Below are 26193 nucleotides of genomic sequence, written 5' to 3'. Positions count from 1 at the left end.
GGGGGCGGGCGGGGCGCGCGGCGGGGGGGGCGGGCGGGGGGGGGGGGGGGGGGGGGGGGGGGGGCGGGCGGCGGCGGGGGGGGGGGGGGGGGGGGCCCCCCCCCCCCCGGGCCGGGGGGTGTCCGTCCTCGGGCCGGCGGCCGGTGGGGTCAAGAAGTGCTGCTTCTTGACGCCGGCCACTGCGGGCGGGCCCCCCCCCGGCACGGCCCCTTGCCGCCGTCGGCGGGCGCGGGCCGGTGGGGTCCGGCTGTCGTCACATGCGGGAGACGTTGCGTTCGTACACCAGGCGGAGGCCGATCAGCGTCAGCCACGGTTCGTGTTCGTCGATGACCGAGGACTCGCCCAGGACCATGGGGGCCAGGCCGCCCGTCGCGATGACGGTGACGTCCTCGGGGTCGTCCGCGAGTTCGCGGGCCATCCGGTTGACCACGCCGTCGACCTGGCCGGCGAAGCCGTAGATGATGCCGGACTGCATGGCCTCGACGGTGTTCTTGCCGATCACGCTGCGGGGGCGGGCCACCTCGATCTTGCGGAGCTGGGCGCCGCGTACGCCCAGGGCCTCGACCGAGATCTCGATGCCGGGGGCGATGACACCTCCGACGTACTCGCCGCGCGCGCTCACCGCGTCGAACGTCGTCGCCGTACCGAAGTCGACGACGACGGCCGGGCCGCCGTAGAGGTCGACCGCCGCCACCGCGTTGATGATGCGGTCGGCGCCGACCTCCTTGGGGTTGTCCGTGAGGATCGGTACGCCCGTCTTCACGCCCGGTTCGACCAGGACCGCGGGGACGTCGCCGTAGTAGCGGCGGGTCACCTCGCGCAGTTCGTGCAGGACCGAGGGGACCGTCGCGCAGATGGCGATGCCGTCGATGCCGTCGCCCAGTTCGTCGCCGAGGAGCGGGTGCATGCCCATCAGGCCCTGGAGGAGGACCGCGAGTTCGTCGGCGGTGCGGCGGGCGTCCGTCGAGATGCGCCAGTGCTCGACGATGTCCTCGCCGTCGAACAGGCCGAGGACGGTGTGCGTGTTGCCTACGTCGATCGTGAGGAGCATGCCCGTTCCTACTCCGCCGCTCGCAGGTCCAGGCCGATGTCCAGGATCGGCGAGGAGTGGGTGAGGGCTCCGACCGCCAGGTAGTCGACGCCCGTGTCGGCGTAGGCCTTGGCGTTGGCCAGGGTGAGTCGGCCGGAGGCTTCGAGGGTCGCTCGGCCGGCCACGAGCGCCACCGCCTCCTCGCACTCGCCGGGCGTGAAGTTGTCCAGGAGGATCAGGTCCGCGCCCGCGTCCACCACTTCGCGGAGTTGGTGGAGGGTGTCCACCTCGACCTCGATCGGGACGTCGGGGAAGGTCGTGCGGACCGCCTCGAAGGCCTGCGCGACGCCGCCCGCGGCGACCACGTGGTTGTCCTTGACCAGGGCCGCGTCCGAGAGGGACATGCGGTGGTTCACTCCGCCGCCGCAGCGCACCGCGTACTTCTCCAGCGCGCGCAGGCCCGGCGTCGTCTTGCGGGTGTCGCGGACCTTCGCCGTCGTGCCGTCCAGTACGTCCGCCCACGCGCGCGTGGCCGTCGCGATGCCCGACAGGCGGCACAGGATGTTCAGCGCGCTGCGCTCGGCCGTCAGGAGGTCCCGGGTGCGGGTGGTGATGGAGAGCAGCTTCTGGCCCTCCGACACGCGGTCGCCGTCCTCCACGTGCCGCTCGACCTCGAACTCGTCCTCGCAGACGAGAGAGACGACCGCTTCGGCGATCCGGAGGCCCGCCACGACGCCGGCCTCGCGGGCGACGAAGTCGGCGGTGGCCACTGCTTCTTCGGGGATGGTCGCGACCGTCGTCACGTCCACTCCGTGTGCCAGGTCCTCCTGGACGGCGACGTTGGCGATGTCCTCGACCTCGACGGGGTCGAGTCCCGCGTCGGCCAGGAGCTGCGCGAGCGCGGGGTCCAGCCCGCACTCCAGGTACGCCTCGCCGTCGGGGTCCGCGCCGCAGCCGCAGCCGTCGCCGCAGCCTCCGGTCGGGGCGAGGGGAAGGTCGGGGGTGGTCACTTCTGTCACTGCTCCTGGGGCCGGGTCGGGGGGAAGTCCGTGGTGTCGGTGGTGTGCACGGCCAGTGTGCGGTCGGGGTTCAGGCGTACGACGATGTGGCGGCGCCAGGTCGTGTCGTCGCGGTCGGGGCGGTCCTCGCGCCAGTGGCAGCCGCGCGTCTCGTCGCGGATCTCCGCCGCGGCCACGAGGACGCGGGCCACGCACAGGAGGTTGGTGGCCTCCCAGGTGTCGACGCCGGGCTCGGCCGTCTTGCCGTTCTCGGCGAGGGCGTCGCGGGCGTCGGTGTGCAGCCGCTGGAGCTGCTCGGCGGCCTTGGCGAGGGAGTCGGCGGAGCGCAGGACACCGGCGCCGTCCGTCATCACCCGCTGGATCGCGAAACGGGCCCCGGGTTCGAGCAGGGGGTGCTCGGGTGTCTCGGGGTACGGCACCGGGTGCGGCACGCGCGCGTGGAGGCCGTTCGCCGTCCGGGCCGCCGCGATGTCGGCCGCGATGCGCTCGGCGTAGACCAGGCCCTCCAGGAGGGAGTTGGAGGCCAGGCGGTTGGCGCCGTGCACGCCCGTGCAGGCCACCTCGCCGCACGCGTACAGGCCGGGGACGGTCGTACGGCCGTGGGAGTCGGTGCGTACGCCGCCGGAGGCGTAGTGGGCGGCAGGGGCGATGGGGATGGGGGTGGTGACCGGGTCGATGCCGTTGGCACGGCAGGCGGCCAGGATCGTCGGGAAGCGGTGCTGCCACATCTCGGCGCCGAAGTGACGGGCGTCGAGGAACATGTGCTCGGCGTCCTGTTCCTGCATGCGCCGCATGATCCCCTTGGCGACGATGTCCCGGGGCGCCAGTTCGGCGAGCTCGTGCCGGCCGACCATGAAGCGCACGCCGTCGGCGTCGACCAGGTGGGCGCCCTCGCCGCGTACGGCCTCGGAGACCAGGGGCTGCTGGCCCTCCGCGTCCGAGCCGCGGAACAGGACGGTCGGGTGGAACTGGACGAACTCCAGGTCGCTCACCTCGGCGCCCGCGCGCAGGGCGAGGGCGACACCGTCGCCCGTCGACACCGAGGGGTTCGTCGTCGCCGAGTAGACCTGCCCCATGCCGCCGGTCGCGAGGACCACCGCGGGGGCGTGGACGGCTCCCACGCCGTCGTGCTGGCCTTCACCCATGACGTGCAGGGTGACGCCGGCCGTCCGGTGCTCGGCGTCCGTCAGGAGGTCCAGCACGAGCGCGTTCTCGATCGTGCGCAGGCCACGCGCGCGTACTGCCTCCACGAGGGCTCGGGAGATCTCCGCGCCGGTCGCGTCGCCACCGGCGTGGGCGATGCGGCGGCGGTGGTGTCCGCCCTCGCGGGTGAGTTCCAGGCCGCCTTCCTCGGACTCGTCGAAGTGCGCGCCCGTCTCGATGAGCCGCCGCACCGCGTCGGGGCCCTCGGTGACGAGGATGCGGACCGCCTGCTCGTCGCACAGGCCCGCGCCCGCGACCAGGGTGTCGTCGAGGTGCTGTTCCGGGGTGTCGCCCTCGCCGAGGGCCGCGGCGATGCCGCCCTGGGCCCAGCGGGTCGAGCCGTCGTCGAGGCGGGCCTTGGTGACCACGACCGTCCGCAGGCCGGCGGCATCGCAGCGCAGGGCGGCGGTGAGGCCGGCGACACCGGAGCCGACGACCACGACGTCCGCGGCGATGGACCACCCGGGCGCGGGCGCGTGCAGTCGTATGCCTGTGCTGGTCACGAGGCGGCTCCGAAGGTGAGGGGGAGGTTGTCGATCAGCCGGGTCGTCCCGACCCGGGCGGCGACGGCGAGGACGGCCTCGCCGGTGAAGTCGTCCCCCGGTTCGGTGATCTCCGTGAAGTCCGAGGGGTCGACGAGCGCCAGGTAGTCCAGTTCGAGCGGCGGGTCGAGACGGGCGGCCTCGTCGAGGACCAGGCGGGCGGCGGCGCGGACGGCCGCCACGGCGCCGGGGACGGCCTTGGCGACGGCGTGCGCGTCGGCCGCCGCGCGGGACTCCCCGATGGCGCTGAGCGCCTCGGCACGCGCACGCGTGGCGGGCACTTCGCGTGCCCGAGCGCGAAGCGCCTCCTGGGCCGCGTGCCGGTCGCGGCCGGCGAACAGGGCCTGGGAGAGCGCGAGCGCGGTGCGCCGTTCCTTGGGTGAGAGGTAGCGGTTGCGGCTGGACAGCGCCAGGCCGTCCTCCTCGCGCACGGTCGGGACGCCGACGATCTCGACGCCGAAGTTCAGGTCGCGCACCATGCGGCGGATCAGGGCGAGCTGCTGGGCGTCCTTCTGGCCGTACAGGGCGATGTCGGGGCGGGTGAGGTGCAGCAGCTTGGCGACGACGGTGAGCATGCCGTCGAAGTGGCCGGGGCGGGAGGCGCCCTCCAGGCGTTCGCCCATGGGACCGGCGCTGATGCGGACCTGGGGCTCGCCGCCCGGGTAGACCTCGTCCACGGCGGGGGCGAACACGACGTCCGCGCCCGCCTGTTCGGCGAGCTTGAGGTCGGCCTCCAGGGTGCGCGGATAGCGGTCGAGGTCCTCGCCCTTGCCGAACTGGAGGGGGTTCACGAAGACGGTGACGACGACCTCGCCGTCCGGTCCGGCGATCCCGCGGGCGGTGCGGACGAGGGTGGCGTGGCCCTCGTGCAGGGCGCCCATGGTCATCACGACGGCGCGGCGGCCTCGGCGAACGCGCGCGTGCAGCTCGTCGGCGGTGCGCAGCAGGGTGGTGGTCATCGAGCGTCTCCCTCGGCGCCGTCGGTCCCGTTGGCGAGTACCCCGAGGAGGTCCTCGGCGAGCTCCGCCCTGAGCAGTCCGTGGGCGAGCGCCCGGTCGGCGGTCGCGCGGGCCATCGCCAGATAGCCGGCGACGGTCTGCGGGGCGTGCCGGCGCAGCTCGGTGACGTGCGCGGCCACGGTGCCGGCGTCCCCACGCGCGACGGGGCCGGTCAGGGCCGCGTCACCGGAGCGCAGGGCGTTGTCGAGCGCGGCGCCGAGCAGCGGGCCCAGCATGCGGTCGGGGGCGGCCACGCCTGCCTCGCGCAGCAGCTCCATGGACTGGGCGACCAGCGTCACCAGGTGGTTGGCGCCCAGCGCGAGCGCCGCGTGGTAGAGCGGGCGCATCTCCTCGGCGATCCACTCGGGTTCGCCGCCCATCTCGATGACGAGGGCCTCGGCGGCCAGCCGCAGCTCCTCGGGCGCGGTGACGCCGAAGGAGCAGCCGGCCAGGCGCTGGACGTCCACGGATGTGCCGGTGAAGGTCATCGCCGGGTGCAGGGCCAGCGGCAGCGCGCCCGCGCGCAGGGCGGGGTCCAGGACCTTCGTGCCGTACCGCCCCGAGGTGTGGACCAGCAGCTGCCCCGGTCGTACCGCCCCGGTGTCGGCGAGGCCCTCGACCAGTTTGGGCAGCGCGTCGTCCGGGACGGTCAGCAGCACCAGCTCGGCACGCCGGAGGACCTCGGCGGGCGGCACGACCGGCACCTCGGCAAGGAGCTGCGCGGCCCGGCGCCGGGAGGCGTCGGAGACCGCGGAGACGGCCACCGGGCGGTGTCCGGCGAGCTGGAGCGACGCGGCGAGCGCGGGGCCCACCCGGCCGGCGCCGACGACGCCGACGGCGAGCCGTGCGGGGCGGTCCTTCGGATCTGGCTGTTGGCTTGTACTCACTCGACGGTGGCCTTCCCGTTCCAGTCCGCTCTGGGTACCGGACGATTTCTCGTCATGTTAACGCGATCGGTTCGACGGGCGTTCGGTTGTCCACAGGCTGTGGGTTGTCCGACGCGTGCGGGCGTGGGACGGCGCACGGAAAAATCGCGCGCCCCGCGCGGGTCGGCGGGGGCATGATCCGGCGATGAGCGAGACGACGCGCACGAGCGGACAGCCGCAGGACCGGACATCCGACGAGGAACGGCGCAAGCAGCTGCGCGAGCGGCGCATAGCCGCCCAGCGGAGCGCGCGGCGGGTGCTCGCGCGCTCCGGTTTCCAGAGGACCCTCAGGGAGCGCCTGGCCGTGCTGGACGCGGCGAAGGACGTGTACGACCTGGACGAACCGTCGGATCTCTACGGCAGCGGCGTCGTCGCGGCCCTGGAGGAGAAGGTGGCCGCGCTGCTCGGCCTGGAGGCCGCCGCGTTCTTCCCGACGGGCACGATGGCCCAGCAGGTGGCCCTGCGCTGCTGGGCGGGCCGCACCGGCGACCCGGCCGTCGCCCTGCACGGGCTGGCCCACCCCGAGGTGCACGAACGACACGCGCTCAGCCAGGTCAGCGGGCTGCGCCCGGTGCGGGTGACGAGCGAACCCAGGCTGCCGACCGCGGCCGAGGTACGCGACTTCGAGGAACCCTTCGGGACGCTGATGCTCGAACTCCCCCTCAGAGACGCCGGTTTCCTGCTGCCCACCTGGGAGGAGCTCACCGAGGTGGTGGAGGCGGCGCGCGAGCGTGACGCGGTGGTGCACTTCGACGGCGCGCGCCTGTGGGAGTCCACCGTTCATTTCGGGCGCCCGCTGACGGAGATCGCGGCCCTGGCGGACAGCGTGTACGTGTCGTTCTACAAGTCGCTCGACGGTTTCGGGGGCGCGGCCCTGGTGGGCCCGAAGACCCTCATCGAGGAGGCGGCGGTCTGGCGGCACCGGTACGGCGGTCAGGTGTACCAGCAGTTCCCCACGGCGCTGTCGGCCCTCGTCGGACTGGAGCAGGAGCTGCCCCGGCTGCCCGAGTACGTGGCCCACGCGCGCCTGGTGGCCGCCGCACTGCGCGAGGGCTTCGCGTCGGCCGGCGTGCCCTGGGCACGCGTGTACCCCGAGGTGCCGCACACCCACGACTTCCAGGTCTGGTTGCCGTACGACGCCGAGGCGGTCACGGAGGCGGCGGTACGGACGGCCGAGGAGACGCAGACCATGCTCTTCGCCTACGGCTGGGAGTCGAAGGGCCCGGGCCTGTCGTTCACGGAAGTCCCGGTACGGGCCCCTGCTCTGCAATGGACGGCGGACGACGTGAGGACGGCTGCCGCGGAGTTCGCGGCCCGGCTGCCCCGGCAGGTCAGCGGCTAGAACCGGCTCTCGCACACGGCCACCGCCGCAGGGCCCGCCGCATCCACCCGCGGGCGGGCCGTCCGGCGACGGCGGCCGCGAACCGCCGCCGGTCGCGCCGGTCGCGCACGAGCCGCAGCTCGTGGACGCCCGGGACCGGCGGGGCGGGCTCGCCGAGCAGACGGGCCCGGTAGGCGTCGAGGAGGTGGTGCTGGGTGATGCTCATGACGTACGGCCTTCTCGGGACGTGGAGCGACGGGCGGGCGGGGCCGCGCGGCTGCCCCGGTGGCCCCAGGCTGCGTCGGGGGCGGCGGTCGCGTCGCGTCGATTGACGGCCGCTGTCAATCGACGACCGCGTTGTCAGTGGCGGGGTGCACCATGAGGCCATGAGCGTCAGCATCGACATCGCGGGGCTTCGGCCGGAGAGGCTGGCCGTCGTGCCCTCCCCCCTGGCCGAGCTCGGCATGGCGCTGCACGCGCTGTCGGAGCCGGGGCACCACCCGGGCGTGCAGGGCTGGGTGACGGGTGTGACGGCCCGTCTGGACCCGCACCTGGCCGACCGGATGTGCGAGGCCGACTTCCTGTGGCGGACGACGTTCTCGGACCTGTTCCTGCCGTACGCGGGCATCCCGGGCGGCGCCCTGCCCGGCGCGACGCTCGCCGAGGAACTGGACCTGCTGGACAAGCTCTCGGACGAGCAGTTCGTGAACGCGGCACTGGAATTCACCTGTGCGCTGCCGTACGCCACGCAGGCACCCGACGTCCTGGCCGACGAGGGGCTGCGCCGCCGCGCGCTGGAGCTGGCCGCCGCGCGCGGGCCGCAGCAACTGCGGTTCAGCCGACGGCTGCTGGCGGAGCCGCCGCGCATCCGGGCCTGGCTGCGGCAGTTCCTGGAGGACTGCGAGGAGACGTTCTTCGCGGACGTCTGGTCCCGGCTGAGTCACCAGCTCGCGGCGGACGCCCGCCACAAGACCGACCTGCTGCGCCACAAGGGGCTGACCGAGGCGATGGCCGCGGTGTCCCCGGCGGTGAGCGTCGACGAGACCGCCGGAAGGATCACCGTCGACAAGCTGCGCCAGGGCCACACCGTCATCAGGGACAGCAGCCTGCTGCTCGTGCCGACGAGCCTGGGCTGGCCGCATCTGATGGTGTTGCACCGGCACGGCTGGCAGCCGGTGCTGCACTACCCGGTCGGCTCGTCCGGGCCGGTCGCGCCGCCCTCGGTCGACCAACTGACGCTGCGGATGACCGCGTTGTCCCACCCGGTGCGGATGCAGCTGTGCCGCAACCTCGCCCGCAGCACGTACACCACGAGCGAGCTGGTGCAGATCCACCGCATGACCGCGCCGGAGATATCCCGGCACCTCGGCGTCCTGAAGAAGGCGGGCCTGATCACCACCCGGCGCAGGGGGCGGTACGTGCTGCATCAGCTGGACGTCACCGCGGTGGCGCGGCTCGGCAGCGACTTCCTCGAAGCGCTCCTGCGGTGAGCGCCGGTTCGCGGGGCCTCAGCCGTGCCCGCCCGCCCGGACCAGTCCGGTCTCGTAGGCCAGGACCACGACCTGCACCCGGTCCCGCAGCCCGAGCTTGGTCAGGATGCGGCCGACGTGGGTCTTCACCGTGGCCTCGGACAGCACCAGCCGGGCCGCGATCTCGCCGTTGGACAGGCCCTGCGCGACCAGCACCATGACCTCGCGCTCGCGGTCGGTGAGCCGTTCCAGCTCCTTGTGCTGGGGCTCCTTGCCGGAGGAGGGCAGCATGGGCGCGAACCGGTCCAGCAGGCGCCGGGTCGTCGAGGGGGCCACGACCGCGTCGCCGCTGTGCACGGCGCGGATGGCGGCGAGGAGTTCGCCGGGCGGCACGTCCTTCAGCATGAAGCCGGAGGCGCCCGCCTTCAGGCCGGAGAAGGCGTACTCGTCGAGGTCGAAGGTGGTCAGGATCAGCACCTTGGGCGGCTCGGGATCCGAGCAGATGCGGCGCGTGGTCTCCACACCGTCCAACTTCGGCATGCGCACATCCATCAGCACCACGTCGACGGGGGTCGAGCGCAGCACCTGGAGGGCCTCGACGCCGTCGCCCGCCTCCGCGACGACCTCCATGTCCGGCTGGGCGGCGAGCACCATCCGGAACCCGGTGCGCAGCAGCACCTGGTCGTCGACGAGCATCACGCGGATCGTCATCGAGGTCCTCTTCCGTGTCTTCCGTATCCGTCTACAGGGCTGTGACAGGGGTCAACCATGGGCTGGGCCGGCCTCAGTGTGCGGGTTTGAGCGGCAGCAGCGCACTGATCCGGAATCCTCCGCCCGGGCGCGGCCCCGCGTCCAGGGTGCCGCCGACCATGCCCACCCGTTCGCGCATGCCGATCAGACCGTGCCCCCGGCCGTCGGCACCGCCCTCCTCGTACAGCTCGTGCGGCGCGCCCTTGCCGTCGTCCTCGACGAGCAGGCCGAGCCCGTCGTCGAAGTAGACCAGGCGCACGCTCGCTCCCGCGTTGGGGCCCCCGTGCTTGCGGGTGTTGGTGAGCGCCTCCTGCACGATGCGGTAGGCGGTCAGCTCGACACCACTGGGCAGCGGACGCGGGGTGCCCTCGATCTTGAAGTCGACGGGCAGCCCGGAGCCACGGCACTGCTCGACCAGGTCCTCGATCTGCTCCACGTCGGGCTGCGGGACGTACTCGCCGCCCTCCTGGTGCTCTCCGGTGCGCAGCACCCCGAGCAGCCGGCGCATCTCGGCGAGCGCCTGGCGGCCGGTGGAGGAGATGGTCTCCAGGGCCTTCTTGGCCTGGTCGGGCGCTGCGTCGAGGACGTAGGCCGCGCCGTCGGCCTGCACCACCATCACGGAGACGTTGTGCGCGACGACGTCGTGCAGCTCGCGCGCGATCCGGGCGCGCTCGGCGGCGACCGCGACCTTGGCCTGCGCCTCGCGCTCTTTCTCCAGCCGGGTCGCGCGCTCCTCCAGCTGCTCGTAGTAGGCGCGCCGGGTGCGGATCGAGTCGCCGAGCACCCAGGCGAGCGCGAAGGGCACCGTCATGAAGACCATCAGGGCCAGGGTGCCCAGCACGCTGGAGTCCTGCTCGGGCCAGCGCAGCTGCGCCAGCGGGGCCGCCCCCAGCCCCATGGCCAGCGCGAGCCGGGAGGCCCAGCGGGCGCCGGTCGCGGCGACGGTGTAGGTGATCACCAGGAAGGCGAAGTTGGCGGGCGTCGTCGAGACGTCCAGCACCAGCTGCGCCACACCCAGGCCGATGGCCAGCAGCAGCATCTTCTCCGGCATGCGCCGGCGCAGCGCGATCACCAGGCACAGCAGCAGGACGATCGGGATGACCAGCGCCACCGACTCGGTACCCGGGAGATCCTGACCGGCCTCCCCGCGGACGGCCGTGCCCACCACGGAGATCCCGAAGAGGAGGACGGCCCAGAAGCCGTCGACCCATGTCGGGTGCCTGCGGAGGAAGTCATAGAGGCGCTGCACATAACCCAGCGTAGGGAAGCCGGATGCGTGCAGGGGTCAACCGGAGGGCCGATCCCCGCCACGTGCGCGTACTCCCCAAGGTGGAGGCTGCGTTCCCCTGTGCACTTAGCCTGGGCCGGTGACAGCGGAGGCGACGGGCGAGTGGCGCGGTTGGCGGGCGGCGGCGGAGGCCGCCCTCTACGGGCCGGACGGCTTCTACCACCGGCCCGAGGGGCCGGTCGGCCACTTCCGCACGTCCGTCCACGCGTCCCCGCTCTTCGCCGACGCGGTGGCCCGGCTGCTGTGCCGGGTCGACGAGGCCCTGGGCCGGCCGAGGACGCTTCACTTCGTCGACATGGCCGCGGGACGGGGCGAGTTGGTCACCGGTGTCCTGGCCGCGCTCCCGGCCGAGGTGGCGGCCCGCACGCGCGCGTGCGCCGTGGAGAAGGCCGACCGGCCGGCGACCCTGAGTCACCTGATCGAGTGGCTGCCCGAGCCGCCGCGGCCGATCACGGGCCTGCTGTTCGCCAACGAGTGGCTGGACAACGTGCCCGTGGAGGTCGCCGAGGTGGACTCCGCGGGCGTACCGCGCCGGGTCCTCGTACGACGTGACGGGAGCGAGCGCCTCGGGGAGCGGGTCACCGGCGCGCAGGCGCGGTGGCTGGCGCGGTGGTGGCCGTCCGGGGGCGCGCAGGCGGCGGGTCTGCGGGCCGAGATCGGGCTGCCCCGGGACGAGGCCTGGGCCGCCGCCGTCGCGACGCTGGAGCGGGGTCTCGCGGTCGCCGTGGACTACGCGCACACCGCGGGGGCCCGGCCGCCGTTCGGGACGCTCACCGGCTTTCGCGAAGGCCGCGAGACCACGCCCGTGCCGGACGGTACGTGCGACATCACCGCGCATGTCGCGCTGGACGCGTGCGCGGCGGCGTGCCCGCTGCCCGGCACGCGGCTGCTGTCGCAACGCGACGCTCTGCACGCCCTGGGCCTGACGGGCGCACGCCCCCCGCTCGCACTGGCCTCCACCCAGCCGGCCGCCTACGTGCGAGCCCTCGCGAGCGCGGGCGAGGCCGCCGAGCTGACGGCGACGGGTGGACTCGGGGACTTCGGATGGCTGACCCAGCCGGTTGGAATTCCCAACCCACTCGCCGGACCGAACCGAACCGAACCGAATGACCGAACCGAGCTGAGCTGAGCGGCCGGGCTCCTCGGCGCCCCGCCCTACTTGTCGATGTCCCCCACCACGAAGAACATCGACCCGAGGATCGCCACCATGTCCGCGACCAGCGTGCCCGGCAGCAGCTCGACCAGCACCTGGATGTTGTTGTACGAGGCGGACCGCAGCTTCAACCGGTACGGGGTCTTCTCGCCCTTGCTGACCAGGTAGTAGCCGTTGATGCCGAGGGGGTTCTCGGTCCACGCGTACGTGTGGCCCTCGGGGGCCTTGAGCACCTTCGGCAGCCGTTGGTTGATCGGCCCGGGCGGCAGCTCCGCGAGACGGTCGAGGCAGGCGTCGGCGAGGTCCAGGGAGTTGTGGGTCTGCTCCAGCAGGCACTCGAACCGGGCGAGGCAGTCGCCCTCCTCGCGGGTCACCACCTTCAGGACGTCCCCCAGCTCGCCGTACGCGAGATACGGCTCGTCCCGGCGCAGATCGAAGTCCACGCCCGAGCCACGGGCGATCGGCCCGCTCACGCCGTACGCGTGCACGGTTCCCGGTGCCAGAACGCCCACGCCCCGCGTGCGCCCCCGGAAGATCTCGTTGCCGAGCACCAGGTCGTCGAATCGGTCCATGCGCGAGCGCACGTCGGCGACGGCGGCACGCGCGCGGGTGGCCCAGCCGGCCGGAAGGTCCTCCTTCAGGCCTCCCACCCGGTTGAACATGTAGTGCATACGCCCACCGGAGACCTCCTCCATGACGTGCTGGAGTTCCTCACGCTCGGTGAAGGCGTAGAAGATCGGCGTGATCCCGCCCAGCTCCAGGGGGTAGGAGCCCAGGAACATCAGGTGGTTCAGCACCCGGTTGAGCTCGGCGAGGAGCGTCCGGGTCCACACCGCCCGCTCGGGTACCTCCATGCCGAGCATGCGCTCCACGGCGAGGACGACGCCCAGCTCGTTGGAGAAGGCCGACAGCCAGTCGTGGCGGTTGGCGAGCATGACGATCTGGCGGTAGTCGCGGGCCTCGAACAGCTTCTCCGCGCCGCGGTGCATATAGCCGATCACCGGCTCCGCGCTCGTGATGCGCTCGCCGTCGAGGACCAGCTTGAGCCGCAGCACCCCGTGGGTGGACGGGTGCTGGGGCCCGATGTTGAGCACCATGTCGGTGCTCTCCGCGGCGCCGCCGATACCGACCATGGTCTCCGTCGTAGGAGTCATGGACACAGTCTCTCCTACGTACGCTGGCCCCATGGAGACGGGGAGCCCGGAGAACACGGGGACTGCGGGAGACGAGCGGACGGGGGCCGAGGCAGCGGCTGGGGAGGCGGAGCGGGCGGGGAGCGAACCCGCAGGGACCGAACCGGCGGGGACCGAACCCGCGTGGACGGGTCTGCCTCCCGGGCTGCTGCGCATGCGCCGACTGCTGCTGGTGGTGTGGCTGGGGCTGCTGGCGGTCGGCCTCGGCCTGCTGCTCGGCCTGCTGGCCGGGCCCGGCTGGGCCGCCTTCGCGCTGTTGCCGCTGGCGCTGACGGCCTGGGGCTGGGTGATGCTCGGCCGAAACTGGCGTTCCTGGCGCTACGCCGAGCGCGCCGACGACCTGCTGATCAGCCGGGGTGTGCTGTGGCGTGAGGAGACGGTGGTGCCGTACGGCCGGATGCAGCTCGTCGAGGTCACCTCGGGGCCGGTCGAACGGCACTTCGGCCTGGCCAGCGTGCAACTGCACACCGCCGCCGCCGCGACCGACGCCACGATCCCCGGCCTCGACCCGGCCGAGGCGGAACGGCTGCGCGACCGGCTCACCGAGCTGGGCGAGGCCCGATCGGCGGGACTGTGACGGCGCCCGGCGTCGAGGACGCCGTACCCGAGCGGCGACCCGTGTCCGAGCGGCGGCTGCACCCGGTGACGCCGCTCAGGCGCGCGTGGGCTCCGGTCGCCGTGCTCATCGGGTGGGCGGTGCACGACCCGGACCAGGCGCAGCGCCAGCTGACCCGGCTGACCACCATGACCCTGCTGCTCGCGCTCGCCGTGATCATCCCCGCAGCCGCCCTGTACGGCTTCCTCACCTGGTGGTTCACCCACTTCGCGGTGACCGACAGCGAACTGCGCATCCGTACCGGCCTGCTGTTCCGGCGCACCGCGCACATCCGGCTGGAGCGCATCCAGGCCATCGACGTGACCCAGCCGCTGCTCGCGCGCGTGGCGGGCGTGGCGAAGCTCAAACTCGACGTCATAGGCGCGGACAAGAAGGACGAACTCGCCTTCCTGGGCGCGGACGAGGCGCGCACGCTCCGCGCGGAACTCCTCGCCCGCGCCGCCGGATTCGCGCCCGAGACGGCGCACGAGGTGGGTGAGGCGCCCTCGCGGCAGCTGCTGCGCGTGCCACCGGGCGTCCTGGCCGTCTCCCTCGTCCTGACCGGCGCCACCTGGGCCACGCTCGCCGCCGCTGTCGTGGTCCCGACGGTCCTGTGGCTGGTCACGGAGAGCGCGTGGACGGTCCTCGCCGCGGCGGTACCGCTGTTCGGCGCCGCGGGCGCGAGCAGGTGCAGACCGTGCGGATCGTGGAGCCGCTGCTGTGGCGGCGGCGCGGCTGGGTCCGGGTGGAGCTGGACGTGGCCGGCTCCTCCAACTCGGTTCTGCTGCCGGTCGCTCCGCGCGAGGTCGCCGAATCGGTCGTCGCGCGCGTGCTGCCCGGTGTGACCGTGCCCTCGCCCACCGCCCAGTCCCGTCCCCCGCGGCGGGCGGGCCGATGCGTGCCGCTGTGGTGGCGTGGCTACGGGCTGGCCGTCACGGACGCGGTGTTCGCCGCCCGCACCGGCCTGCTCCGGCGCAGCCTCGCGCTCGTACCTCATGCGAAGGTGCAGAGCGTACGGCTGGCCCAGGGGCCGTGGGAGCGGCTGTGGGGCGTCGCCGACGTGCACGTGGACACCGGGGCCGACAAGACGGTGACGGCCCGCCTGCGGGACGCCGGGGAGGCGGCGGAGCTGCTGCGGGCGCAGGCGGAGAGGTCACGTACGGGGCGCAGGGACGCGCGGCCGGACCGGTGGATGGCCTGAGGCCGTTCGCCGAGGGCCCGCGGCGATCGCGCAGGCCCCCAGAGCTCCGTCAGGAGACCGCGCTGCGCAGCCCCTGCACGTCGATCTGCTCGGTCTCGTCGTGCGCCGTCAGGTCGATGACCTGACCGATCCCGCGGGACTCCTCGTCCGCCGGCTTGAACTCGGCCTCGGACTCGGCCTTGTGAAGCGCGAGGGCCTCCTGGCCGACGACGTCGGCGAGGTCCTCGTTCTGCACGGACTCGATCGAGGAGGGCTCCGCGCCGTTCTTCGTGCCGAAGAAGTCGAAGCCGCCCTGGACCGCCGGGCGCCGGACGGGAGTCGCCGGTACGACGGCCACGGCGGTCGGCGCGATGAAGTGCCCCGCGGGCTGCTGGGCCGGAGGCAGCGCGTGCGCCGCCTCGGCGAGCGCGCCCGCCCTGGTGGTGGCGGCCGCGTGCTCGTGCCCGTCGACCGCCTCGGGCTGCCCCTGCGCCTCGTCCTCCTGCGCGGGCTCCGTCCTGGCGGCGCCGGTGGCTTCCGTCCCCGTGACGGACGCCTCCGCGACCCGCGACTCGCCGGCCGCGGCCTCACCGGCGTTGCCGTCGGTGCCGGCCGAACCGGCCTTCACGGCCTCGCCCTTGGCGGGGCCGTGACCCCTGGGGGGCAGGTTCTTCGGGGGCTCGTCCGTGGGGGAGTCGGTCTTCGCGGTTGCGGTTTTCGCGGTTTCGACTGCCTCGATGTCGGCTTCCGCTGTTTCGGCTGCCGCGATGTCGGCTTTCGCGGTGTCGTCGTTCAGGGGGCCACTCGTCAGGGGGCCACTCGTCAGGGGGTCGTGCGTCCGAGAGCCGTGCTCAGCAGAGACGTTCATGCCCAAGTCGCCTTTCGGGGACTCGCCGCCCTCCGTCGCGCCGTCCACCTCCCCGGGCTCGATCTCGGCCTCGGCCTCGGCCTCGGCCCCGGCCTCCGCCGAACCGGCCGCGGCCTCCGCCGACCCGTCCGTCTCCGACACCCCGGCGCCCGCCTCAGCGTCGAACCGCGCCAACGCCGCCCGGGCCCGCAGGAACAGCCGGGACCCCTCGGGCGAGAACACCCCCGGAGCGACCGGCGCCTCATCGGCGGACTCGGCCCCGGCCCCCTCGGACTCGACGTCGGACTTCGCGCCCTCGGCGTCGACAGGGGCAGCCACAGCCCCCGCCTCCTCCGCGGAAGCGGCCGGCGGCAGCGCACGCGTGGGCGTGGTCGCCTCTATCTCCAGCACCCGGCGTTCCTCCAGGACGGTGGCCCGGTCGGCCTCCGCCGTGGCGTACCGGCGCAGCAGCGCCGCGTGCTCGTTGCGCAGTCCCGCGAGTTCCGCGCGCTTGGCCCGCAGCCGCTGCTCCAGCTTGACGCGCAGCTCGCGCGACTCCTCCAGGTCGGTCTCCAGTTCGGCGACCCGCTCCTCGTACCGCCACTCGTCGCTCGCACGCGCGCGCGTGAGGTCGGCGACCCGCTTGCCCGCCTGGGTGTCCCAGCGGCGCAGGACGACCGCGCCGACCACCGCCGTCGCGGCGGCGACCGCCGCGAGGCCGCGCAGCACCATGGGCTCGGTGAACACCCAAGGGGCAAGGGCACAGACGACGGAGACGCCTGCGATCGCCGACGGGGGCAGCAGCCTGTGCAAGGGCGGGGAATGACGGTGACGTCCACGTGGCATGGCCAGAAACTTACCGCGCGTAGGCGAATCTTGGTGCCCCGCCCCGTAAAAACACAGCCATCCCGAGTCGTTCACACGGCATCAGGAATCACACACGCACCGAATTGACCGAGAACCAGGATCACAAACATCGGCCGGTCACGTCATCCGCCGGTCAGGCGCCCGCTCATCCACTCCAGCGTCCCCGGAATCTCCCGCCGCCAGGTGTTGAAGTTGTGCCCTCCGCTTTCGAGGATGATCGACGAGATCCGGGTCAGCTTCGTGGCCTTGACGCGCTCGATGAACTTCAACGTGGCCTTGTAGTTGGATTCTCCAACTTTGCTGCTGCTGACAAGCAGTGAGGTGTCCGGCGCCGGCTTGTGGTCGAGGTACCACCCCAGGTTCGCGGCATTGCGCAGTTCCTCGTCGCCCTGGAAGAGATCGCCCGTCGTGGCGTCGATGGGGGCGTTGTAGTACGCGGAGAGACCGGCCCCCGCGGCGTACACCTCGGGGTGGTGCATGGCGAGCTTCAGCGCGCAGTAGCCGCCCGTCGAATTGCCGATGATCCCCCAACCGCCCGGATCAGCCGCCACCCTGTAGTGACCGCTCACGGCGTCGGGCAGGTCCTTGGCGAAGAACGTCTCGGTCTGCGGGCCGCCGGGAACGTCCACGCACTCGGTGTCCCGCGGCGGCGCCACGGTCGGCCGCATCATCACCAGGATCATCGGCTCCATGCGGCCGTCGGCGGCGAGTCTCGCGGCGGTCCGGGGGTAGTTCAGCTTGTCGACCAGCGCCTGAGCCGTACCCGGATAGCCGGTCAGGACGACGGATGCCGGGAAGGTGCGCTTGCGGTGTTCCGGCTGAAAGTATTCGGGCGGCAGGTAGACGAACGCGGGTGTCGCGATGCGTGACGTACGGCCCACGATGTCGACCTTCTGGATCTGACCGCCCACCTGAGGGCTGCCGCTCGCCGCCCCCGGCACCCGCCGGGTGTCCACCACCCGCAGCGGACCACCCTTCGGCGTGTGGTCGACGACGACGCCCTGCTCCTTCTCCTGCCCGAACAGGTCGGCCCAGCCGGCGTAGAAGCCGAAGGCCTGGTTGGCGGCGAGGCCGACCGCCGCGAACAGCATCAACTGCGTGGAGAGCAGCAGGCCGACACGTCCGCTCACCGCTCGCCAACCGGGCCGCGCCAGCCGCGGCCACAGCCACACCGTGCCGACGAACAGCCCTGTGGCGGTCAGAACCGCCGCCACCAGCACCTTGTCGCTCGTGAGACCCATCGATGGTTACCTGTCCACGCTCTCCGTCCGGGCCACGCGGACACGTCGCCCCCGCGCTGCCTCCCTCACTGCTTCGCAAGGGCTTGCCCCGGACTTTCCTTGGCCTTTGAAACGGTTTTGGGAAGCCGAGTGAACCTCTCCCCGCAAGACACCGTCCTAGAGGGCGCAATGTCGCCGGATGCCCGAATCGGCACCGGATCCAAGGTCTCTCGCAGAACTAATGGGATGCGATGTCTGTCAGGACAGATGTGGAAATGTCGGGCGGGGTTCCGCAACGAGTGAGCCGGATACGGCATCTGTCGGGCCGGGTGCGGCACCTGCTCCGGGGCCCGCGCCCCGAGGCCGTGCCCGTCCTCGTCGGCCGCGCCTGCGCCCTGGTCGGCCTGCTGAACATCGCCGCGGGCGTCTTCCCGCGCTTCCGGCACAGCCGTATGCACGCCATCGCCGAGGTGCTGCCCGGCGCGTTCGGCCCGTTCGCGGCCGCGTTGTCGCTCAGCGCCGGCGTGCTGTTGCTGCTGCTCGCGCACGGCCTCAAGCGGTGCAAGCGGCGGGCCTGGCGCGCGGCGGTCGTCCTGCTCCCGGCGGGAGCGGTGGCGCAGTTCACGTACCGCCACTCCGTGGTGGGCGTCATCATCTCGCTCGCCCTGCTCTGGGCGCTGCTGCGCCACCGCGACCAGTTCGCGGCCCTGCCCGACCCGCGCAGCAGGTGGCGCGCGCTGGCCAACTTCGTCCTCATGGGCGCCGGTTCGCTCGCCCTCGGGCTGGTCATCGTCAGCGCCCACCCGGGCACCCTGGTCGGCGACCCGAGCCTGGCCGACCGCATCGCGCACGTCATCTACGGCCTGTTCGGCTTCGAGGGCCCGGTCGACTACCAGGGCAACACCTCCTGGACGGTCGCCTTCTCCCTGGGCGCCCTCGGCTGGATCACCGCGGTCACCACGATCTACCTCGCGTTCCGCCCCGAGCACCCCGCCGCCCGCCTGACCGAGGACGACGAGGCACGTCTGCGCGCCCTGCTCGACAAGCACGGCGGCCGTGACTCCCTCGGCCACTTCGCGCTGCGCCGCGACAAGGCCGTCGTCTTCTCCCCCAGCGGCAAGGCCGCTGTGACCTACCGTGTCGTCTCCGGCGTGATGCTCGCCAGCGGCGACCCGATCGGCGACGTCGAGGCCTGGCCGGGCGCCATCGAGCGCTTCATGGACGAGGCCAAGGCCCACTCCTGGACCCCGGCCGTCATGGGCTGCTCCGAGACCGGCGCCGAGGTGTGGACCCGTGAGACCGGGCTCGACGCCCTCGAACTGGGCGACGAGGCGGTGGTGGACGTCCCGGATTTCTCGCTCGCCGGCCGCGCGATGCGCAACGTGCGCCAGATGGTCAAGCGCATCGAGCGCGCCGGTTACGAGACCCGGGTACGTCGTGTCCGTGACCTCGGCGAGGCCGAGCTGGAGCGCATCCGTCGCGCCGCCGACGACTGGCGCGGCACCGACACCGAGCGCGGCTTCTCCATGGCGCTCGGCCGCGTCGGTGACCCGGCCGACGGTGACTGCCTCATCGCCACCGCCCACAGGGCCGACGAGGAGCCGGGGCAGTACGGCGACCTCAAGGCGATCCTCCACTTCGTGCCGTGGGGCACGGACGGTGTCTCCCTGGACCTGATGCGCCGCGACCGCTCGGCGGACCCCGGCATGAACGAGCTGCTCATCGTGGCCGCCCTCCAGGCCGCCCCGAGGTTCGGCATCGCGCGCGTGTCGCTCAACTTCGCCATGTTCCGCTCGGCGCTGGCCCGGGGCGAGAAGATCGGCGCGGGCCCGGTGCTGCGCGCCTGGCGCGGCCTGCTGGTGTTCCTCTCCCGCTGGTTCCAGATCGAGTCGCTGTACAAGTTCAACGCCAAGTTCCAGCCCCGCTGGGAGCCCCGCTTCGTGGTCTACCGGGCCTCCGCCGACCTGCCCCGCCTCGGCTTCGCCGCCATGCAGGCGGAGGGCTTCGTGAACCTGGCCCTGCCGCTGCCGCGCTTCCTGCGCCGCCGTTCGACCGCCCCGCGCCCCTGCCCGCACACGGTGGCCGAGCGCGACGTGCGCGCCGCCTGACCGCGACCCCCGTACCGGCCCGAGCGGGAGCCCCACCGCCCCCTGCCCCAGGGCTCCCGCTCGGGCCACGGCCGTCACCGCACTGCCGTGCGCCTGTCGTCGGGATCGTGCCGGCGTCGCGGGCCCCGGCACACCACACTGACCCCGCTCGGGTCGGCCGAGGGGAACCGATCGTCTCGGCCGACCTGATCCAAACCACAGGCCCTAGGCTGAACGTATGAGCAAGCAGAGCGGACGCGGGCGCGTCGCGGGCCTTCCTGAGTGGGACCGCTGCGCGGTCATGGGAGTCGTCAACGTGACCCCCGACTCCTTCTCCGACGGCGGCCGCTGGTTCGACACCACGTCCGCCGTGAAGCACGGGCTGGCCCTGGTGGAGGAGGGCGCCGACCTCGTGGACGTCGGCGGCGAGTCCACCCGGCCCGGCGCCACCCGGGTCGACGAGGACGAGGAACTGCGCCGTGTCATCCCCGTCGTCCGCGGCCTGGCCGCCGAGGGCGTCGCGGTCTCCGTCGACACCATGCGCGCCTCCGTGGCCGAACAGGCCCTCGCCGCCGGGGCCGCCCTCGTCAACGACGTCAGCGGCGGCCTCGCCGACCCCGCGATGATCCCGGTGGTCGCGGACGCCGGCGCCCCCTTCGTCGTCATGCACTGGCGCGGCTTCCTCCAGGGCGGCAACGTCAAGGGCGTCTACGCCGATGTCGTCGCCGAAGTCGTCGAGGAGCTCCACGCGCGCGTGGAGGCCGTTCTGGAGGGCGGCATCGCCCCCGACCGCGTCGTCGTCGACCCGGGCCTCGGCTTCTCCAAGGACGCCGAGCACGACCTCGTCCTGCTCGCCCACCTCGACCGCCTGCTCGCCCTCGGCCGGCCCCTGCTCGTCGCCGCCTCCCGCAAGCGGTTCCTGGGCCGTGTCCTCGCCGGGCCGCAGGCGGCGCCGCCGCCCGCCCGGGAGCGCGACGCCGCCACGGCCGCCGTCTCGGCGCTCGCGGCACACGCCGGGGCGTGGGCGGTACGCGTGCACGAGGTGCGCGCGACCGCGGACGCCGTACGCGTCGCACGCGCTGTCGAGGAGGCGCGCGACGCAGGACACGCGCCAGGCGCGGGTCCCGGGCGCGGCGGCGTGAACGGCTCCGAGGAAACCCGGTGAGCGCCCCACACACCGACGTCGAGCAAGTGGAAGCCGCCAACACGGCCTTCTACGAGGCGATGGAACGCGGCGACTTCGAAGAGCTCTCCTCGTTCTGGCTCACCCCGTCCGACCTGGGCATCGACGAGACCTACCACGACCCGGCCGACGCCGGCGTGGTCTCCTGCGTGCACCCCGGCTGGCCGGTGCTCACCGGTCGCGGCGAGGTGCTGAGGTCGTACGCCCTGATCATGGCGAACACCGACTACATCCAGTTCTTCCTCACCGACGTGCATGTCTCCGTGACCGGCGACACCGCGGTGGTGACCTGCACCGAGAACATCCTCAGCGGCGGTCCCGCCCCCGAGGGCGACGACGAGCTGGGCCCCCTCGTGGGCCAGCTGGTGGTCGCCACGAACGTGTTCCGGCGCACACCCGACGGCTGGAAGATGTGGTCCCACCACGCCTCCCCGGTCCTGGCCGAGAACGACGAGGAAGAGGGCGACACACCCGCCTGAGCGAGCGCGCTGCCTCCTCCACCGCCCCCACCGCCCCCACCGCCCCGACCGGCGCGACCGCACCCAGCAGGACCTGCGGGGCGGCGCAGCAGCAGGCAGCGGCCCGGACGGGTACGAGCGGCCCACGTCGCACCGCGACGGTGGCGGCTCCCCTGCCCCCGGGACGCTTGCGCGGGGTACCTCGGTCGACGGCGGGTGTATGCCGAGCCCATCGCGGGGAAACGTCCGGCGAACCCTGTTCCGGCACAGTGCGGGCACCACCCCGTCGCCCGGCCCCGTCAGTGCCCGCAGGTAGATTCGTTCGAGGCCGGTGTGCCGCCCGCACGTGGCACGGACCGGCCGTCACCGACGATTGCAGGAGTGATTCGCGTGGATCGTGTCGCGCTGCGCGGCCTCAAGGCCCGCGGGCACCACGGGGTGTTCCCCAAGGAACGCGAGGAGGGCCAGACCTTCGTCGTCGACCTCGTCCTGGGCCTGGACACCCGACCGGCCGCCGCCGACGACGACCTGGCGAAGACCGTGCACTACGGCATCGTGGCGGAGGAGGTCGTGGCCGTCGTGCAAGGCGAGCCGGTCGACCTCATCGAAACGCTCGCCGCGCGCATCGCCCAGGCCTGTCTGAAGCACGAAGGGGTCCAGGAGGTCGAGGTCACCGTCCACAAACCGAACGCGCCGATCACGGTCCCCTTCGACGACGTGACCGTCACCATCACCCGGAGCCGAGTATGACCGCACCGTTCATCAAGGGCCCCAGCGACCCGACCGTACAGCCGGTACCCGCCTCCGTCGTCGAGAAGGTCGACGCCGCCGACACCACCCTGCACAACCCCAAACGGGCCGTGCTCTCCCTCGGCTCCAACCTGGGCAACCGCCTGGAGACCCTCCAGGGCGCCGTCGACGCCCTGGCGGACACCCCCGGCCTGCGCATCAAGGGGGTCTCCCCCGTCTACGAGACGGAGCCGTGGGGAGTCGAGCCGGGCAGCCAGCCCTCCTACTTCAACGCGGTCGTGGTCCTGAAGACCACCCTCCCCCCGTCCTCCCTGCTGGAGCGGGCACAAGCGGTCGAGGAGGCCTTCCACCGCGTACGGGACGAGCGCTGGGGCGCGCGCACCCTCGACGTCGACATCGTTTCCTACGCCGACCTCGTCTCCGACGACCCGCAGCTCACCCTCCCCCACCCGCGCGCCCACGAGCGCGCCTTCGTCCTCGCCCCCTGGCACGACCTGGACCCCGAAGCCCGGCTGCCGGGTCGCGGTGCGGTCGCCGACCTGCTCGGCACCGTCACGCGCGAGGGTGTCGTGCCGCGCGAGGACCTGGAACTCCGGCTGCCCGAATAGTCGTTAAGGTCAAGACGACACCGTCCGTCAGGACCCGGGGAGCTGAAGGGACACCGTGAGAGAGCTGCGCATCAGGATGCTGGTCGGCGTGTTCGTCGTCGCCGGAGTCCTGTCCTGGGCGGGCGCCCGCCTGTGGAACTCCGTCGGGACCCTGCCCAGCGTCCCCCTGGCCGCCCCCATCGTGCTCGCCCTGATCGCCGTGGTCCTGCTCGCCACGGCGATCTCGATCCGCGCCCGCCTCAAGGCCCAGCGCGAGCGCCGCCCCGAGGCCAAGGGGGTCGACCCCCTGATGGCCGCCCGGGCGGTGGTCTTCGGCCACGCCAGCGCCCTGGTGGCCGCCCTGGTCTGCGGCATGTACGGCGGCACGGGTGTCTTCCTGCTGGAGTCCCTGGAGGTCCCCGCCCGCCGCGACCAGGCCATCTACGCCGGTTTCTCGGTCCTGGCGGGCATCGCCGTCATAGCGGCGGCCATCTTCCTGGAGCGCGTCTGCAAACTCCCGGAGGACGACGAACACAACGGGGCGGGGACGGCGCCGACGGTGTAGCGCGCGTCCCGCCCGGGCGAGCTGCGGCTCGGTGCGCGGTGTCTCAGTGGGCCATGATGAGGCTCATCGCCTCGTTGCGCGTCGCCGCGTCCCGGAGCTGACCGCGCACCGCCGACGTTATGGTCTGCGCGCCCGGCTTGCGGATGCCGCGCATCGACATGCACATGTGCTCGCACTCGATGACGACGATCACGCCACGTGGCTCGAGAATCTCCATCAGGGAGTCCGCGATCTGAGTGGTGAGACGTTCCTGCACCTGCGGCCGGCGCGCGTACACGTCCACCAGACGAGCCAGCTTGGACAACCCGGTGATCTTGCCCGACGTGGCCGGGATGTACCCGACGTGAGCGACGCCCCGGAACGGGACCAGATGGTGCTCACAGGTGCTGTACACCTCGATGTCCTTCACGAGGACCATCTCGTCGTGCCCGATGTCGAACGTCGTCGTCAGCACGTCCTCGGGCTTCTGCCACAATCCCGCGAAGATCTCCCTGTAGGCCCTCGCCACCCGGGCCGGCGTCTCCTTCAGCCCCTCGCGGTCAGGGTCCTCGCCGACCGCGATCAGCAGTTCGCGTACGGCGTTCTCGGCGCGCTTCTCGTCGAACTCACCGATGCGGCCCTCGCCGTCCAGCGTCACGGGGTCGGTCATGTGGTGCCTCGTTCCTCTGCGGGTGGCGCGTGTGGGTCACGCGTCTGAACTGCGGGCATACGGAAAATGCCGCGCCCCCCAGGCTAGAACCAGGGGGGCGCGGCATCCATTCCGGGCGGTGGGGTCACCGGCTCCGGGACATCAGCTCTCCGGGCGCTCCTCAGGAGCAGGCTCGACCGCCGGGGCGGGCTCCGTCACCGTCGACTTGGCGGTGGAGATCGCCGGCGTCGCGCCGTTCGCTCCGTTCGTCAGTGCGAGCTCCTTGGGGGAGAGCACCGGCGGACGGGTGGACGGCGTGCGGCGGGAGGAACCGGTCCAGGCGGGCCGCGGCGGGCGCTTGACGATCGGCGCGAAGATCTCGGCGATCTCCTCCTTGCCCAGGGTCTCCTTCTCCAGGAGGGCCAGGACGAGGTTGTCGAGCACGTCGCGGTTCTCGACCAGGATCTCCCAGGCTTCGTTGTGCGCGTTCTCGATGAGCTTCTTGACTTCCTCGTCCACCAGCGCGGCGACCTCTTCCGAGTAGTCGCGCTGGTGAGCCATCTCACGTCCGAGGAACGGCTCGGTGTTGTCGCCACCGAACTTGATCGCGCCCAGACGCTCGGTCATGCCGTACTGCGTGACCATCGCGCGAGCCGTGGCCGTGGCCTTTTCGATGTCGTTCGCCGCGCCCGTGGTCGGGTCGTGGAAGACGAGCTCCTCGGCCGCGCGCCCGCCCAGCATGTAGGCCAGCTGGTCCAGCATCTCGTTGCGCGTGGTGGAGTACTTGTCCTCGTCCGGCAGGACCATCGTGTAGCCGAGGGCCCGGCCTCTCGACAGGATCGTGATCTTGTGGACCGGGTCGGAGTTCGGTGAGGCCGCCGCGACCAGGGCGTGTCCGCCCTCGTGGTACGCGGTGATCTTCTTCTCCTTGTCCGACATGATCCGGGTCCGCTTCTGCGGGCCCGCCACGACGCGGTCGATGGCCTCGTCCAGCATGTGGTTGTCGATCAGCTTCTTGTCCGAGCGGGCCGTGAGCAGGGCCGCCTCGTTGAGGACGTTGCTCAGGTCCGCGCCGGTGAAGCCGGGGGTGCGGCGGGCGACCGCCGACAGGTCGACGTCGGGGGCGACCGGCTTGCCCTTCTGGTGGACCTTGAGGATCTCCAGACGGCCCTGCATGTCCGGGCGGTCGACCGCGATCTGGCGGTCGAAGCGGCCGGGGCGCAGGAGGGCCGGGTCGAGGATGTCGGGCCGGTTCGTCGCGGCGATGAGGATCACGCCGCCCTTGACGTCGAAGCCGTCCATCTCGACGAGCAGCTGGTTCAGGGTCTGCTCGCGCTCGTCGTGACCACCGCCGAGGCCGGCGCCGCGGTGGCGGCCGACCGCGTCGATCTCGTCGACGAAGACGATCGCCGGGGCGTTCGCCTTGGCCTGCTCGAACAGGTCACGGACTCGGGAGGCACCGACACCGACGAACATCTCGACGAAGTCGGAACCGGAGATCGAGTAGAAGGGGACGCCCGCCTCGCCGGCGACGGCGCGCGCGAGCAGGGTCTTACCGGTTCCGGGCGGGCCGTACAGCAGTACGCCCTTGGGGATCTTCGCCCCGACGGCCTGGAACTTGGCCGGCTCCTGGAGGAACTCCTTGATCTCGTGGAGCTCCTCGACGGCCTCGTCCGAGCCGGCGACGTCGGCGAACGTCGTCTTGGGGGTGTCCTTGGTGATGAGCTTGGCCTTGGACTTGCCGAAGTTCATGACCCGGGAGCCGCCGCCCTGCATCTGATTCATCAGGAACAGGAAGACGACCACGATGAGGACGAAGGGAAGCAGCGAGAGCAGGATGCCGACGAACGGGTTCTGCTTGGACGGCGAGACCGTGTAGCCGTCCGGGATCTGCTTTTCCTGGTACTTGTTCTGCAGCGAGCTGGCGATGGTCACGCCCTGGTCGCCGATGTAGCTGGCCTGGATCTTGGTGGCGTCCTCGATCTTGACGCCGTCCTTGAGCTGGACCTTGATGGTGTTCTCGTCGCCAGTGGTCAGCTTGGCCGACTCGACCTTGTTCTCATTGATCGCCTGGACGACCTGGCCGGTGTCCACCGTCTTGTAGCCGCCGGACGAGCCGACGACCTGCATCAACACGACCACGGCAAGGACGGCCAGCACGATCCACATGACCGGCCCACGGAAGTATCGCTTCACGTCCATCCATACGGAGCGGTATCGCCCCGTCCCTCCTGCCATAGTGAGTTTGATAAGACAGTTCTTCTGACGGTACCCCAGCTTCGGCGCCCATAGCCGCACGGACGGCTGGCAAGCCCGTCTGCATGCTCCAACGCG

The 26193-nt window shown here is 72.3% G+C and carries 23 protein-coding genes and 1 pseudogene; 11 read left to right on the top strand and 13 right to left on the bottom strand.

The window, feature by feature from the left end; genetic code table 11:
• Positions 1–253: 253 nt before the first annotated feature.
• From ACFYNL_RS19085 to ACFYNL_RS19065, 5 genes are read right to left on the bottom strand one after another with little or no spacing between them, the layout of a single operon-like run.
• Positions 254–1051, bottom strand: coding sequence for a type III pantothenate kinase (locus ACFYNL_RS19085; protein ID WP_388804442.1), 798 nt, complete (start codon positions 1049–1051; stop codon positions 254–256).
• An 8-nt stretch (positions 1052–1059) separates the two neighbouring features.
• Positions 1060–2040, bottom strand: coding sequence for a carboxylating nicotinate-nucleotide diphosphorylase (gene nadC, locus ACFYNL_RS19080; RefSeq protein ID WP_388804440.1), 981 nt, complete (start codon positions 2038–2040; stop codon positions 1060–1062).
• Positions 2041–2045: 5 nt separating this feature from the next.
• Positions 2046–3755 (bottom strand): L-aspartate oxidase, encoded by a 1710-nt coding sequence (locus ACFYNL_RS19075; protein WP_388804437.1) that lies wholly within the window; start codon positions 3753–3755, stop codon positions 2046–2048.
• Entirely contained in the window at positions 3752–4753 is a 1002-nt protein-coding gene (panC, locus tag ACFYNL_RS19070; RefSeq protein WP_388804434.1) for a pantoate--beta-alanine ligase, read from the bottom strand. Before panC ends, ACFYNL_RS19075 begins: the two co-directional genes overlap by 4 nt.
• Positions 4750–5679, bottom strand: coding sequence for a Rossmann-like and DUF2520 domain-containing protein (locus tag ACFYNL_RS19065; RefSeq protein WP_388804431.1), 930 nt, complete (start codon positions 5677–5679; stop codon positions 4750–4752). Before ACFYNL_RS19065 ends, panC begins: the two co-directional genes overlap by 4 nt.
• A gap of 184 nt (positions 5680–5863) precedes the next feature.
• Here ACFYNL_RS19065 and ACFYNL_RS19060 point away from each other — a divergent pair, with 184 nt between their 5' ends.
• Complete coding sequence (locus tag ACFYNL_RS19060) at positions 5864–7060, top strand: threonine aldolase family protein (RefSeq protein WP_388804428.1); 1197 nt, start codon at positions 5864–5866, stop codon at positions 7058–7060.
• Here the strand turns inward: ACFYNL_RS19060 and ACFYNL_RS19055 are convergent.
• Positions 7050–7265 carry a hypothetical protein gene (locus tag ACFYNL_RS19055; protein ID WP_388804425.1) on the bottom strand — a complete coding sequence of 72 codons (216 nt, stop codon included), beginning with the start codon at positions 7263–7265 and terminating at the stop codon, positions 7050–7052. The two genes, ACFYNL_RS19060 and ACFYNL_RS19055, sit on opposite strands and share 11 nt — an antisense overlap.
• Before the next feature lie 160 nt (positions 7266–7425).
• On the opposite strand from ACFYNL_RS19055, the gene ACFYNL_RS19050 reads away from it, so the two are divergent.
• On the top strand, positions 7426–8529 hold the full coding sequence (locus ACFYNL_RS19050; protein ID WP_388804423.1) for a DUF5937 family protein: 1104 nt from the start codon (positions 7426–7428) through the stop codon (positions 8527–8529).
• 18 nt (positions 8530–8547) lie between these two features.
• Here ACFYNL_RS19050 and ACFYNL_RS19045 read toward each other — a convergent pair whose 3' ends face one another.
• Positions 8548–9219, bottom strand: a complete 672-nt coding sequence (locus ACFYNL_RS19045; RefSeq protein ID WP_388804420.1) for a response regulator — start codon at positions 9217–9219, stop codon at positions 8548–8550.
• A gap of 73 nt (positions 9220–9292) precedes the next feature.
• Positions 9293–10507: a histidine kinase gene (locus ACFYNL_RS19040; RefSeq protein ID WP_388804417.1), complete on the bottom strand. Its 1215-nt coding sequence runs from the start codon at positions 10505–10507 to the stop codon at positions 9293–9295.
• A gap of 118 nt (positions 10508–10625) precedes the next feature.
• Here ACFYNL_RS19040 and ACFYNL_RS19035 point away from each other — a divergent pair, with 118 nt between their 5' ends.
• Complete coding sequence (locus ACFYNL_RS19035; protein ID WP_388804414.1) at positions 10626–11675, top strand: SAM-dependent methyltransferase; 1050 nt, start codon at positions 10626–10628, stop codon at positions 11673–11675.
• 26 nt (positions 11676–11701) lie between these two features.
• Here the strand turns inward: ACFYNL_RS19035 and ACFYNL_RS19030 are convergent, their stop codons facing one another.
• A complete protein-coding gene (locus ACFYNL_RS19030) occupies positions 11702–12853 on the bottom strand; it encodes an NADH-quinone oxidoreductase subunit D (RefSeq protein WP_388804412.1) in 1152 nt (383 codons plus the stop codon).
• A 31-nt stretch (positions 12854–12884) separates the two neighbouring features.
• On the opposite strand from ACFYNL_RS19030, the gene ACFYNL_RS19025 reads away from it, so the two are divergent.
• Together ACFYNL_RS19025 and ACFYNL_RS19020 are read left to right on the top strand one after the other, a co-directional pair.
• The gene (locus tag ACFYNL_RS19025; RefSeq protein ID WP_388804409.1) at positions 12885–13469 is read left to right on the top strand and encodes a PH domain-containing protein; all 585 of its coding nucleotides are present in this window, start codon (positions 12885–12887) and stop codon (positions 13467–13469) included.
• Positions 13466–14688 (top strand): annotated as a pseudogene (locus ACFYNL_RS19020) (PH domain-containing protein). The gene ACFYNL_RS19025 and the pseudogene ACFYNL_RS19020 overlap by 4 nt, the downstream one beginning before the upstream one ends.
• A gap of 49 nt (positions 14689–14737) precedes the next feature.
• Here ACFYNL_RS19020 and ACFYNL_RS19015 read toward each other — a convergent pair.
• Positions 14738–16360 carry a hypothetical protein gene (locus ACFYNL_RS19015; protein WP_388804406.1) on the bottom strand — a complete coding sequence of 541 codons (1623 nt, stop codon included), beginning with the start codon at positions 16358–16360 and terminating at the stop codon, positions 14738–14740.
• 143 nt (positions 16361–16503) lie between these two features.
• Complete coding sequence (locus ACFYNL_RS19010) at positions 16504–17622, bottom strand: alpha/beta hydrolase (RefSeq protein WP_388804403.1); 1119 nt, start codon at positions 17620–17622, stop codon at positions 16504–16506.
• A 254-nt stretch (positions 17623–17876) separates the two neighbouring features.
• Here ACFYNL_RS19010 and ACFYNL_RS19005 point away from each other — a divergent pair, with 254 nt between their 5' ends.
• From ACFYNL_RS19005 to ACFYNL_RS18980, 6 genes are all read left to right on the top strand, one after another.
• Positions 17877–19709: a phosphatidylglycerol lysyltransferase domain-containing protein gene (locus ACFYNL_RS19005; RefSeq protein WP_388804629.1), complete on the top strand. Its 1833-nt coding sequence runs from the start codon at positions 17877–17879 to the stop codon at positions 19707–19709.
• A gap of 217 nt (positions 19710–19926) precedes the next feature.
• Positions 19927–20853, top strand: a complete 927-nt coding sequence (folP, locus tag ACFYNL_RS19000; RefSeq protein WP_388804400.1) for a dihydropteroate synthase — start codon at positions 19927–19929, stop codon at positions 20851–20853.
• Complete coding sequence (locus ACFYNL_RS18995) at positions 20850–21350, top strand: nuclear transport factor 2 family protein (protein ID WP_388804397.1); 501 nt, start codon at positions 20850–20852, stop codon at positions 21348–21350. Before folP ends, ACFYNL_RS18995 begins: the two co-directional genes overlap by 4 nt.
• 369 nt (positions 21351–21719) lie before the next feature.
• Complete coding sequence (folB, locus tag ACFYNL_RS18990; RefSeq protein ID WP_388804394.1) at positions 21720–22079, top strand: dihydroneopterin aldolase; 360 nt, start codon at positions 21720–21722, stop codon at positions 22077–22079.
• Positions 22076–22687 (top strand): 2-amino-4-hydroxy-6-hydroxymethyldihydropteridine diphosphokinase, encoded by a 612-nt coding sequence (folK, locus tag ACFYNL_RS18985; protein WP_388804391.1) that lies wholly within the window; start codon positions 22076–22078, stop codon positions 22685–22687. Before folB ends, folK begins: the two co-directional genes overlap by 4 nt.
• Before the next feature lie 55 nt (positions 22688–22742).
• Positions 22743–23231 (top strand): DUF3180 domain-containing protein, encoded by a 489-nt coding sequence (locus tag ACFYNL_RS18980; protein ID WP_388804388.1) that lies wholly within the window; start codon positions 22743–22745, stop codon positions 23229–23231.
• Between the two features lie 43 nt (positions 23232–23274).
• Here ACFYNL_RS18980 and folE read toward each other — a convergent pair whose 3' ends face one another.
• Complete coding sequence (gene folE, locus ACFYNL_RS18975; protein WP_388804385.1) at positions 23275–23880, bottom strand: GTP cyclohydrolase I FolE; 606 nt, start codon at positions 23878–23880, stop codon at positions 23275–23277.
• Positions 23881–24021: 141 nt separating this feature from the next.
• A complete protein-coding gene (ftsH, locus tag ACFYNL_RS18970) occupies positions 24022–26061 on the bottom strand; it encodes an ATP-dependent zinc metalloprotease FtsH (RefSeq protein ID WP_388804382.1) in 2040 nt (679 codons plus the stop codon).
• Positions 26062–26193: the final 132 nt, after the last annotated feature.

Source organism: Streptomyces sp. NPDC007808 (assembly GCF_042868655.1).
GTDB lineage: Bacteria > Actinomycetota > Actinomycetes > Streptomycetales > Streptomycetaceae > Streptomyces.
The sequence above is the reverse complement of the archived record's forward strand: the minus strand, read 5'-3'. Positions and strand labels throughout refer to the sequence as shown.